The sequence below is a fragment of the Bacteroidota bacterium genome, assembly GCA_016720935.1.
Lineage (GTDB): Bacteria > Bacteroidota > Bacteroidia > AKYH767-A > 2013-40CM-41-45 > JADKJP01.
In genome coordinates this window covers 1,374,708-1,387,116 of the sequence record JADKJP010000006.1, presented here as the reverse complement: position 1 = coordinate 1,387,116, position 12,409 = coordinate 1,374,708, and the positions used below count along the sequence as shown (strand labels likewise).

At 40.4% G+C, this 12,409-nt stretch carries 12 protein-coding genes; 2 read left to right on the top strand and 10 right to left on the bottom strand.

Translation table 11 applies throughout. From position 1 onward, the window contains the following. Positions 1–183: 183 nt before the first annotated feature. From mtaB to mutL, 5 genes are all read right to left on the bottom strand, one after another. On the bottom strand, positions 184–1,512 hold the full coding sequence (mtaB, locus tag IPP86_13895) for a tRNA (N(6)-L-threonylcarbamoyladenosine(37)-C(2))-methylthiotransferase MtaB (protein MBL0139602.1): 1,329 nt from the start codon (positions 1,510–1,512) through the stop codon (positions 184–186). Positions 1,513–1,852: 340 nt separating this feature from the next. Continuing rightward, on the bottom strand, positions 1,853–2,965 hold the full coding sequence (locus IPP86_13890) for an endonuclease/exonuclease/phosphatase family protein (protein MBL0139601.1): 1,113 nt from the start codon (positions 2,963–2,965) through the stop codon (positions 1,853–1,855). Between the two features lie 62 nt (positions 2,966–3,027). Continuing rightward, positions 3,028–3,915 (bottom strand): rhomboid family intramembrane serine protease, encoded by an 888-nt coding sequence (locus IPP86_13885; GenBank protein MBL0139600.1) that lies wholly within the window; start codon positions 3,913–3,915, stop codon positions 3,028–3,030. 48 nt (positions 3,916–3,963) lie between these two features. Continuing rightward, on the bottom strand, positions 3,964–4,716 hold the full coding sequence (locus IPP86_13880; GenBank protein ID MBL0139599.1) for a rhomboid family intramembrane serine protease: 753 nt from the start codon (positions 4,714–4,716) through the stop codon (positions 3,964–3,966). A gap of 188 nt (positions 4,717–4,904) precedes the next feature. Beyond that, positions 4,905–6,725 carry a DNA mismatch repair endonuclease MutL gene (mutL, locus tag IPP86_13875; protein MBL0139598.1) on the bottom strand — a complete coding sequence of 607 codons (1,821 nt, stop codon included), beginning with the start codon at positions 6,723–6,725 and terminating at the stop codon, positions 4,905–4,907. A gap of 169 nt (positions 6,726–6,894) precedes the next feature. On the opposite strand from mutL, the gene IPP86_13870 reads away from it, so the two are divergent. Together IPP86_13870 and IPP86_13865 are read left to right on the top strand one after the other, a co-directional pair. After that, entirely contained in the window at positions 6,895–7,257 is a 363-nt protein-coding gene (locus tag IPP86_13870; protein ID MBL0139597.1) for a TerB family tellurite resistance protein, read from the top strand. 74 nt (positions 7,258–7,331) lie between these two features. Further along, positions 7,332–8,936, top strand: coding sequence for a peptidase C1 (locus IPP86_13865; protein MBL0139596.1), 1,605 nt, complete (start codon positions 7,332–7,334; stop codon positions 8,934–8,936). Positions 8,937–8,941: 5 nt separating this feature from the next. On the opposite strand, the gene msrA is transcribed toward IPP86_13865, so the two are convergent. From msrA to nhaA, 5 genes are all read right to left on the bottom strand, one after another. Further along, the gene (msrA, locus tag IPP86_13860; protein MBL0139595.1) at positions 8,942–9,598 is read right to left on the bottom strand and encodes a peptide-methionine (S)-S-oxide reductase MsrA; all 657 of its coding nucleotides are present in this window, start codon (positions 9,596–9,598) and stop codon (positions 8,942–8,944) included. Between the two features lie 106 nt (positions 9,599–9,704). Beyond that, a complete protein-coding gene (locus IPP86_13855; protein ID MBL0139594.1) occupies positions 9,705–10,034 on the bottom strand; it encodes a hypothetical protein in 330 nt (109 codons plus the stop codon). Between the two features lie 18 nt (positions 10,035–10,052). Then, complete coding sequence (locus IPP86_13850; protein MBL0139593.1) at positions 10,053–10,481, bottom strand: hypothetical protein; 429 nt, start codon at positions 10,479–10,481, stop codon at positions 10,053–10,055. A gap of 55 nt (positions 10,482–10,536) precedes the next feature. Then, the gene (locus IPP86_13845) at positions 10,537–11,205 is read right to left on the bottom strand and encodes a methyltransferase domain-containing protein (GenBank protein MBL0139592.1); all 669 of its coding nucleotides are present in this window, start codon (positions 11,203–11,205) and stop codon (positions 10,537–10,539) included. Then, positions 11,189–12,358 (bottom strand): Na+/H+ antiporter NhaA, encoded by a 1,170-nt coding sequence (gene nhaA, locus IPP86_13840; GenBank protein ID MBL0139591.1) that lies wholly within the window; start codon positions 12,356–12,358, stop codon positions 11,189–11,191. The genes IPP86_13845 and nhaA overlap by 17 nt, the downstream gene beginning before the upstream one ends. Between the last annotated feature and the right edge of the window lie 51 nt (positions 12,359–12,409).

Below are 12,409 nucleotides of genomic sequence, written 5' to 3'. Positions count from 1 at the left end.
CTTCATAAAGTGATGGTGATGGATAATAAAAACGAATAATGAGTAAAACTTTGTAGGCTAAGCAAAATAAGAAAAATACCTGATTCGAACAACTGACTGCCCGGAAAAGCCTTTATTTATTGGTTGCGCAGACTCTTTTCACATTTTTACACTAAAAACCGTAAAAGAAATAACAAATACCGATCAGTTTAAAGAGTGAACCATTGCCGAAAAAATCCTTTGCTCATCGTCCAGAGTTTCTAAAATGCATGGAATGATCTGGTTGCTGATGGAGGAATCCATTTTTACACGAACCTTGATGTAATTGTCAGTAAAACCATGAAGATATCCATCGTCAGATAGACCTTCAAAAAGTACCGGCAACTCACATCCTCTGTATTTCTCATAAAATGCTCTTTGTTTCTTTTCAGAAAGTATCCTCAGCATTTTATTCCTTTGTTTACGTACTTGTATCGGCACAACAGGATGAATCAGTAGAGCGTCTGTATTATCCCGTTCAGAATAAGTGAACACATGCAGGTAGGAGATGTCAAGTTCATTCAAAAAATTGTAAGTGTCCAGAAAATCCTCCTCTGATTCTCCCGGAAAACCAACGATAACATCCACTCCTATACAGGCATCCGGCATCAGTTCACGGATTCGTGAAACTCTTTCCACGTATAGTTCTCTCTTGTATCTTCTGCGCATGGACGCAAGAATTTTATTTGACCCTGATTGAAGAGGGATATGAAAATGAGGTACAAATTTTTGTGAAGAAGAAACAAACTGAATAATATCATCCTTGAGCAAATTTGGTTCAATAGATGAAATCCTGAATCGCTCTATTCCGTCTATCTGATCCAATGCTTTAATCAGATCAAGAAAATTTTCCTTGCTATTAACAAGTCCAGTATGATCTGTACCGAAATCCCCGATGTTAACACCGGTCAAAACAATTTCTTTGACTCCACGGGCAGCAATTTTTATAGCATTGTCTACGATATTTTGAACCGAATCGCTACGACTCGCTCCTCTGGCAAGAGGGATGGTGCAGTAAGAACAGGTATAATCACAACCGTCCTGAACCTTTAAAAATGCTCTTGTACGATCACCTATACTGTAAGAACTCACAAAAAAACTGGCGTCAGTAATTTCACAGGAATGAACTTCTGCCTGATCTTTTTTGCTGAAATTATGAAGGTAATCCTGTATTTTGAATTTTTCTGTTGCACCCAAGACAAGATCAACTCCAGGTATAACGGAGATATCCTCTGGCTTCAGCTGCGCATAACATCCAATCACGGTAATAAATGACCCCGGATTCAATTGCAAAGCCTTTCTGACAATGCTTCTGCATTCCTTATCCGCATTCTCCGTCACAGAACAAGTATTGATTACAACCACATCAGCTCCGTTTTCAAAATCGACTTTAGAGTAACCGGCTTCCTTGAGTTGACGACCAATAGTGGAAGTTTCTGCAAAATTCAATTTGCAGCCAAGTGTATAAAAGGATACAGTGGAGGGACGGTTCATTGGGGGGCCAAAGGTAGTAAAATGCACTATCATCCTGCAATATTGCCATCCAACTTTGAAAATGAAATCTTAGAATTTTACGAAAATTTGAAATCGATTTACTTTGCCGCTCTGATCATTTGAATTTCCCCTGGATTAATTCATTGCCATTGAAGGTCAAAAACCTAAGCGAATTGAATTTTAAGTATAATAATCTAAATGCTTATTTATAAGCATTATATGCTATCAGTTAAAGTATTTACTTCAGGATGAAAATTGAATACATCCATTCGCTCAATCGAAAATTCACAAATGCGTTATAAAATTGAAGGAATTGGACGTATTCGAAAAGTCCAATTAACTATGGTAGTTCTACCCAACAACTGACAGGGTAGTGATCAGACAACTCCTCACGCATTGTCTTGTAACCATAAGAGTTGATCCGTTTGTCGTGAAAGATATAATCAATACGGAAAGAAGGGAATGGCCCGGAATAGGTCTTTCCAAATCCACTGCCGCTTTCACGAAAAGCATCTTTCAGATCATCAGCCAATATGTGATACGTATAGGAAGGAGGAGAATCATTAAAATCGCCACACAAAATGATTGGGTAAGGACTGGCATCCATCGTATCGTGCAATACCTGTACCTGCATGGATCTCTTTACAAAGGCTCTTTTTAAACGTCGCAGGATGTTTAGACCACCTTTGACTTCATCCTGCTGGACTTCATCGTTTCCCAGGTTTTGAATAAACTTGTAATCCTCCCATCTGAAACGGACGCTTTCCAGATGAGTATTGAACACCCGGATGGTATCTTCTCCGGCTTTAATATCTGTATAGATAAAAATATTCCCGCCTCTCTTTTGAAAATGGACAGCTTGTTTGTTCAGGATAGGATATTTGCTGAAAGTTGCAATGCCCCAATGATCTCCTTCGTGTAAAGTGAGTGTGTATTCAATATGACTGTACATTGAGAGCAACTTCCGGAGTGTGTCATCATTCCTGTAGAATGGAGCGCCACGTTCTGAAGAGAAAAATTCCTGAAAGCAAAGTACATCCGGTTTTTCTCTGTCGAGGAACTCGAAAATGCGTTCACGCGTATCCGTACTGTGAAACCAATTGTACAGATCAAAAAGCCGGACGTTAAAACTCATTACTTTCAATCTTCCTTTTTCTCTTTGAGCGGTATCATCCAGCTGATGTGTGAAGGAAATCTGGAACATTCCGAAAATTTTTCCAATCCCTAAAACAGAAAGGATTAGGGAATATCTGTAACGTTTGCTTTTCCTTATTAACCAAAATACAACAAACAGCAGATTAATGACAAGTAAAGTTCCATAAGCCAATCCGAATAAAGCAAGCCACCAGACTTTCACGGGACTGACATAAGAGGCCAGATAAGATAAGCCCAGACCAATCAGCGCGAGAATATTTAAAATCCAAAAAAGTTTATTCAAAAAATTCTGCTTCATGAATTGCCGTAAGGTCTACACTCCCTGTTAAAGAATATTAATAAACTTAGAGTTCAATCAAACTACTTGTCTTTACTGGCATTGAATAGAAAATCTTTTTCTTCAGTAGTTAAACTTCCATAGCCTGATTTACTGATCTTGTCCAGAATCTGATCAAGCCTGGCTTGTTTGCTTTTCTTTGTCGCAGCAAATTCTTCATCGTTTCTTCTTCTCGAATGACTCACTTTCATTCTTGACTTTTTACCGGGAGTGAAGAATGCTATCAATTTTGTGAGCCATGCGGAAAGATCGGTTCCACTTTTGAGCTGACGGATATATACAAATCCAAAGAGGGCTCCGCCTAAGTGCGCGATATGGCCTCCGGCATTGCTTCCGCTCACATTAATAAGATCGAGCAGGATGGTCACCATGGCAATCCATTTTAATTTCACAGGGCCAAAAAAGAGCAAATGTATCGAGTAATCGGGAAGCAGAGTCGCAGTTGCAACTGTAATGGCCAAAACACTGGCAGATGCTCCTAATGCATACGCTGAATGAACAGAACCCGCGAACAAAGGAAAAACATTGTAAGCAAGAACATACAACAGAGCGCCACTGATCCCACCCAAAATATATGTATTGAACAACTTTTTATTTCCGAGATATTCCTGAAATATTTTACCCATCCAGAATAACCAAAGCATGTTGAACAGGATATGCATAAAATCCCAGTGGTAAAACATGTATGTGATCAATGTCCATGGTTTCAAAAGCAATTTCATTGGAGCAGCCGGTACTGCCAGCCAATTGCTCACTGATTCAAAATCCAAAAGAGGAACCATGTACAGTGAAGTCAGACTGTTCACCAGTCGCACCACAACAAAGACAAGTACGTTAGCGATTAGCAGTCTTTGCAAAGTGTCTGCTGTGCTGATTTGTCTTCTCAGGTTATCAGAAAATGAATTGGCCATTACGATCGTTTACTTTGTGCTTTTCTATGCATTTTATGAATTTCATTTTCAGAAACGACCACGATGGCCACGTCTCCAAAAAAGTATGATGAGCAATCCGGTAAACAATCCTCCCAAATGTGCAAAGTGTGCCACATTATCTCCTGGAATCTGTGCAACACCACTAAATAACTCAATCGCGCCATAAATGATCACAAAGTACTTTGCCTTGATCGGAACAGGAAAAAACATCACAAACAAAAGATTGTTCGGGAACAACATACCATAAGCGAGAAGTAATCCGAACACTGAACCCGAAGCGCCCACTACAACAGGGGCATTCAGAATATCAGCTTTGAACTGGCTCATGTAATCAACACTCATTTTGAGAGCTTCAGCCTGATTCTGTGCAGCCATCACAGTATAGTCATGAACAAAGGAATTGTAATGTTCAATCATGTCCCGGGATGAAAAACTCTGGAAGGCTTCCGAGTTCACCAAAGCACCCAGTTTCTCATGGGTAGGATTGGCAATAAAATCATTGAAAAAGGCCAGTGCCGGTTGCATTTCAAAATAAAGAATACCATAATGAGCAACGGCTGCACCCAGACCAGTAAGTATATAAAAGGTCAGGAAACGTCTCGGTCCCCATACATTTTCAATTGATGAGCCAAACATCCAAACGGCGAACATGTTGAAGAAAATATGCATGAAACTACCATGCATGAACATGTAAGTGATCAACTGATAGACTCTGAATTTATCGGATTCAAAATAATGAAGTCCCAGTATGTCTACCAGATCCGCTCCACGATTTTCCATGAGCACGGTAGCAAGAAACATGATCCCGTTGATGATGAGGATGTTTTTGACAACCTCAGGCAGGAAACTGGATGAACGGGGACGAAAGGGTTCGTAATTCATACGTAATGGATATTCAGGAAACTTTCCTGTTCGTTAGCACTCCTGGATCTGGCAAATCTTCCAAGGGTTGAATTTCCGCAATGATTCTATTTAAAACGATCCCTGAGGTCATCGGTTTTCAACAAACTCATGCACGGTTTTCCATCCAGCCCGGCAGATGGTTTTTCACAAAGCAAAAGGTCTTCCGTTATTGACCGCATCTCTCCATCAGACAGAAATTTGCCTTTTTTGATGGATAAACTACGGGCAAGTGACTTTGCAAGGCTTTCACGGATCCCTGTTGAAAAGACGGAATGGTAGTTTTTATATTGTTCAAGGACCTGTTCAAGGATCTCTTTTTCCCGGCCTTTTTCAACTCCTCCCGGAGTTCCATGCAATACAAAGCTATTTCCTCCAAATTCACGAATATCGAAACCAAGAGCCCGGATATCCGGCTCCAGTTCTTTCAGAAGGTTAAAATCAGAGCTGGAGAAATTCAATGTTTGAGGAAATAAATCCTGTTGTGATCCGCCTTTATCATCTTCTTTACGATTCAGAAAACGTTCGTAAAGAATTCGTTCATGTGCCGCCTGCTGATCAATGATCAATAAACCTTCCGGTATCCTGTGAATGATGAATTCCTGATTCAGCTGAAACCTGAGATTTTGAGCATTTGAATTTTGATCCGTCAAAGGCAATTCCGATGGAGTATCGGTTTCCGGATTTTCCAGTGGAAGAATTTCCGGCAGTGGAGCAACAGCATGAATGCCTTCATACAACTTTTCCCATCCTGAACCTGTAATGGATTTGGATCGATCCGACTGGAAGGGATTGTAGCCCGTGTTTACAGTAATACCGGGCATCTGTGCAGGCTGGTGTCGCTGTGAATGTGGAACAGTGAATGAATTCTCCTGTTCAAAATCAAGGGCAGGAGATACGCTGTACTGACCTAATGATCGTTTTACGGCCGCTCGTACAATGGCGTAAACGGATCGTTCGTCTTCGAATTTAATTTCAGTTTTAGTCGGATGAATATTGACATCAATTTTGGAAGGGTCAATATCGATATACAACCAGTAAGATGCATAGCTATCACGTGGCAAAAGCTCTTCAAAAGCGCTCGAAACCGCATGATGCAAATAATGATCTTTGATGAATCTTCGGTTCACGAAAAAGAATTGTTCGCCTCGTGTCTTTTTGGAAAACTCAGGCTTTCCGATGAAACCGGAAATTGATAGCAAAGTTGTTTCTTCCTGAACCGGTACAAGTCGTTCGTTGTAATGACTGCCATATACACCGACAATGCGCTGCCGGAAATTTCCTACAGGCAATTTGAAAATCTCAAGTCCATTCTGATGCAGGGACATGAATATATCCGGGTGAGCCAATGCAACTCTTTCAAATTCATCGATGATATGTCGTGCTTCAACCGGGTTCGATTTCAGAAAATTTCTCCTGGCGGGAACATTGTAAAATAAATTCTTCACAGAAATTGTTGTTCCGGATGGAGAACTCACAGGCTCCTGGCTCTTTACTTCATTGCCTTCAATGATTACCTGAGTTCCGACTTCATCCTCATATCGCCGTGTTTTCAATTCGACCTGTGCAATCGCTGCAATCGAAGCCAATGCTTCTCCGCGAAAGCCTTTTGTGCGAATGGAAAACAAATCGTCAGCTGAACGGATTTTTGAGGTGGCATGTCTTGCGAACGACAGACGCGCGTCAGTTGGGCTCATACCGCAACCGTCATCGGTTATTTGCAGTAATGTCTTGCCTGAGTCTTTTACGTATAGCTCAATTCGTGTACTACCGGCATCTACAGCATTCTCCAATAACTCTTTCACCGCGGAAGCGGGTCTTTGAATGACTTCTCCAGCCGCAATCTGATTGGCAACTGTATCCGGTAACAATCGAATAATATCTGACATCTGCTGATTATCAGCGTATTATATTTACCAACGCTGATCATGCGAATTTACGAATATTTGAAGAACCCTCATCAACTTATCCCTAACCCTTTTCAATAATTATTCCCTGATTTTGGTATGCAATTTCAATTTGAAGTTTACTATATTAGCATCTCTACCTAAGAAACTCATGATGAACAGAAAATTAAATAAAGCAGAAGCCGGATACCACATGTTACAATTACTTTCTTTTGTTGACCAGGAATTCAGTGTGAAGGAAGATCTGGTTATCCGTAAATATCTTGTAGAAAATTATCCTTTTCATGTAAACCTCGATGGAGCCATTGAACATCTCAGCTTATTAAAACAGGAAGATTATATTCTCCATTTCCAAAAATGTATGGACGATTTTTATTCCGACTCAACTCCTGAAGAAAGAACTGATTTTTTAAATTTCGCAGTTCAGTTGGTAAAAGCGGATGATGTTATTTCACCGGTAGAAAATATCTACCTCAAACTTCTTTTCGACACCTGGGAAAGCGAAAATGCCTGAACCCATTAAAAAAGATTATTCCGTATTCTAACCACCAAGCACTAACCACTAACCACTAACCACCAAAAGCCTCCATGCCAATACGCATCTCAAAAGACAACACCGGCCCACCCAGTCCAGACAATTTTCCCGGTGGCGGTGGAAGGGGAGGTGGACGTGGTCCGGGTGGTAATTTCATTGCAATAATTCTTGCATTACTTTTTCGAAATCCAAAACTTGGTCTACTGCTACTTGCAATAGCTGGTGGTTGGTATTTCTTTGGAGGCAATTGTAACTCTGGTGGCGGAAATAAAAATTTATCGAATCTATTTTCCTTAGGGGCGAGTTTTGATCCTGAAAAGTATGATGCTGTTGAAGTGTATGAGCCTCTTGCAGACAATAAAAAGAATCCACTGCCGGAAAGAGTATCACTCGAACAATATGCTCCGCAAAGACTTAATCAGGGCCAACAAGGTTCCTGCGTGGGTTGGGGAAGTGGTTATGCCGCAAGAACAATTCTTTATTCCCGGCAGGTTGCAACTTCTCCCAAAGCCAGATTAGTAGATGGTTCTGATACGGCAGGTTCAGATGTTGAGCAAATATCAGGACTGGTTTTCAGTCCTGCTTTTACCTACAATCAGATCCACCTCCAGGGTTGCCAGGGTTCTTACATTGAAAAAGCGATGGAGAACATGAAAGAAGTTGGTGCTCTTCCCTTGAATGAATTCGAATACACCGATGAAGATTGTTCACGTCAGCCCGACGATCAGCAAATACAAAAAGCCTCTCAATTTCGTATCAAAGGAGCACAACGTCTCACCAAAAGCGGAGATGATTACAAGGTTGACATGCTTGCCATCAAACAAAATCTCGCGCAAGGAGCTCCGGTTGTAGTAGGAATGATGATCGGAGGATCATTCATGCAGGGAATGATGGGGGAGAAAGTCTGGATTCCAAGTCGTGAGGATTATGATATGTCCGGTTTCGGAGGACACTGCATGTGTGTCATTGGCTATGATGATTATCTCGAAGGCGGAGCATTTCAAATCATGAACAGCTGGGGACCAGAATGGGGAGAAAATGGTATCGGATGGGTTCGATACAAGGATTTCGATTACTTTACTAAAGAAGCTTATGGATTGTATCCCATGGGAAGCGGAAAACAATTCTCTCCCAATGAATTTGAAATGAGTATTGGTCTGGTTGAAAATGAGACTGAGAGAAACATTCCATTGAGTGATGCCGGTAATGGTTTATTCAGAACAAATCAGCCGGTTTCAAAAGGAACCAAATTTAAAATCGAAGCAACTAATAACACCGAGTGTTATACCTATGTATTCGGCCAGGAAACCGATGGTTCAAGTTATATCCTCTTTCCATATACACCTAAACATTCTCCCTATTGTGGAATCACAGGTACAAGACTTTTCCCGAAAGATTATTCACTCTTACCGGATAGTATCGGCAACAAGGATTTCATGGCTGTGGTAGTCACCAAAAAACCTATTGACTATAGCGCTTTGAATGACAAAATCAACAAAAGCAGACAAACATCCTACGCCGACAAACTGCATGAAGCATTATCGGGTGATGAAAGCGGCGCGATACATTTTTCAGAGGAAGCAGGTAACATCAAATTTACCGGCAATAATGCAGGAGAAAACGCGGTTGTTGTTGTTTTGGAAATCAATAAAAAATGAATCCATCAATCATGATGGATTCTTTCCTTAAAGACTTTTTTAAATTTCTCAACTTTCGGAGCAACAACAAACTGACAATACGGTTGATCTCCATTTTGATTAAAATAATTCTGATGATAATCTTCCGCTTTGTAAAATACAGTCATGGGAGATATTTCAGTGACCACCGGTTTGTCGTAAGCTCCTGACTCATTTAATTTCTTCTTGTATGATTCAGCAAGCTGATGTTGCGTTTCTGAATGATAAAATATGACAGATCGATACTGAGTTCCGACATCGTTTCCCTGGCGATTTAATTGCGTAGGATCATGGGATGTCCAGAAGGCCTCCAGCAATTCATCATAACTGAGTTTTGTAGTGTCATAGGTAACCTGGATGACTTCTGCATGTCTGGTAAGTCCTGTACACACTTCTTTATAGCTTGGATTTTTAATGGATCCGCCTGAAAATCCGGACTGAACACTCAGAACTCCGTCCAGTAATTGAAATTGAGCTTCAGTACACCAGAAACATCCGCCACCGAATGTAGCGGTATCAATTTGAGAAGCAGGAACGGAGTTGGTCATTGCAGAAGGAGTTTGTTTTTTAGAAGATGATTGGGAACAGCCGGGAGAAGTAATCAGAATTCCGGCAAGTAAAATACTTAACGATAAAATTTTCATGATTTAATTTTCACAAAGATACGAGGCAAAGAAGCATCCGGATTGCGATGCTTTGAAAGATAACAAATCTTAACAAAATTAGTTCAGGTGATATTCATCAAAAAAATCAGGCATTTTCAAGAGCCTGTCCAAGAGAACCGAATAGACCGATGAAAATACCGGCACCGTTTTCAGACAGATTTCCTTTGTATGCAAGACCAAACAGATCTTCTGCCGGACTGTATATCAATAGATGCCCTTCGCCGGGGCTTTCGGGAATGAGGTCTGCAATAACCCAATAACTCTCAAAATCTCTTGTGCTTTCTATCAGAAAATTCGCTTCAAAAGGTTCTACGAGGTACTCTTCAATCGTATCCTGAAATTGTTCCGGAAAAGCATAGCTGTATCTTTCTTCCAGTTCAGAAGCAACAATTTTTTGGATTTGCTGTTGATCCATAGTAATGAAATCTCCTACTTATTTATTGATGGTGAAAGTTCCTGACGCGAGAATATTCTGTGGATTATCCGCTCTTGTAACCACAATCTTATAATTTCCTTCGTTAAAAAAATTGATAGCGGTCAGCGAATACGTTGCCATCTTTTTGACTTTTAATTCGCGGTCATCAACCCATTCATCTTTACCGCCATTCATTTTAAAAGCAGTGAATTTTAACATGAATTCATCAGGCAAAGTATCGGAAGGAACAAGATCTGTATAAAACAAAACCTGCGTTCCCTTTTCAGGGAGCATAGTAAAAATTGCTTTGGGAGCAGCTGGTTTGGGTTTTCCATATCCAAATTTGCTTGAAGCAGCAAGATTATCCGTGACCGTCAGCTTAGAAACGGATTGGGCGGACAAATTTGCTCCCCAAAAAAGCAAAACAACAAGGAAGATTTTTTTCATGCTTATACTTGATTGAAAGCCGGTTTGTACCTTAAAATGGTACAGATTTACAAGTTTAAGCCATTTTTCCTTTGAAGGCAAGGGAAGAGACATTCGTAAGGGTCATGATTTGCCCTTCTAAGGTCTTTATCGTTTCGGGAGTTGTTCGGTATTCAACCCGTTCAAAGCCTGATTTTCGAAGGATATCGACGATTTCGTCGGCTTCATACAGATTGAAATTATCATCCACAAAGGGTAAATTTTTCATGGATTTTCCGTCCCGGAAACCAAAGGAAAGTCGTCCGCCCGGTTTCAAGATGCGATGCAAATATTTCAGGTAATCCAACATAGGATTCAGAAAGTAGATGACATTGACACCATAAATAGCATCAAAAGTATTGTCATCCATTTCCAGGTTGAGTATATCACCTTTGAAAAACTTCGCTCTTCCTGACTCGACAAAAGTTTTATTTCTGATCAGACATTCCTCATACATTTCCTGGCTCATTTCCACACCGGTATACAACAGATCTTTTGTCTTAAGAAAATATTCTGAACAAAATGCTCCGTTACCCGGACCAATTTCGAGAACCTTTTCCTTTGGTGCCGGAGGATTATGTTGTAAACAAAATGTATACAATTCAACATTGATTCGCTCCATGAACAAACCAACTTCAATTGCCATCGGGCCATGCGGAGATCGTAATTGTGGTCCCAGATTTTTACTCTCAGGCTTTTGTGTCATTTATTTTAAGTAATACAAAATAACCAATTGTTCCTGCAATAAAAGATGAAAGCAAAATAACAAGTTTTGCGTTCAGAATGTATTCGGGTTCTTTGAACGCAAGTAAGGAAATGAAAATTGACATCGTAAATCCAATACCACCAAGTATTCCGATACCTGCAATGTGTTTCATGTTTATTCCTTCAGGCAATTTTCCGATCTTGAGTATAATGGCCAACCCGATAAAAAGTAATATGCCGATTGGTTTTCCAAAAATCAGTCCGGTCGCGATACCAAAACTCTCCGGAGAAATTACCTGATGCAAAATACCAGGATCAAAAACTATTGCCGTATTCACCAGAGCAAATAAGGGCATGATGATAAAATTAACCGGACGATGGAGCCAATGTTCCAGCCTGAGCAAAGGTGTATGTTCTTCATTTTTCCTGAATGGAATCACCATTGCCAGAAGAACACCGGAAATGGTGGAATGAACTCCGGAACTGTACATAAAATACCAAAGCAATATCCCTGGGATGAGGTAAAATACCAACGATTTAACTCCGCTGCGATTCATGATGAATAACAATAGAAGCACCAAGCCAGACAACATCAGGTAAAAGAAAGAGATACCTGAAGAATAGAAAAGCGCGATGACTACTACTGCACCAAGATCATCCACAACTGCAAGTGCGGTCAGAAGGATTTTTAAAGAATCAGGAACCCGATTGCCTAATAAAGAAAGCACTCCGATTGCAAACGCGATGTCCGTAGCCATCGGAATTCCCCAGCCTGAAGTAGTAGCAGTTCCATGATTGAAAAGCGCATACAGCAAAGCCGGAACTATCATTCCGCCAATAGCAGCAGAAACCGGAATACTTGCTTTTTCAAATGATGAAAGTTCGCCGGCAATTAACTCACGCTTAATTTCCAGTCCAACCAACAAAAAGAAAACAGCCATTAAGCCATCATTCACGAAATGCTCAACACTCATCCCTGGAAAATTTTGTCCGGGCATTCCTAAATGCATGTGAAGTAGTCCAATGTAACCTTCCGAAAATAAACTGTTTGCAAGAATAAGAGAAGTTATCGTGCAAAATATGAGTAATACTCCTGAAAATTTCTGGCTTTGGATGAACTCACGTAAAGTTGAAGAAATTTTGAGCTTCATCATTATTGATGATTAGAAAAAGGCGGGACTTTCAAAGGGAGTTTTTACCTGATG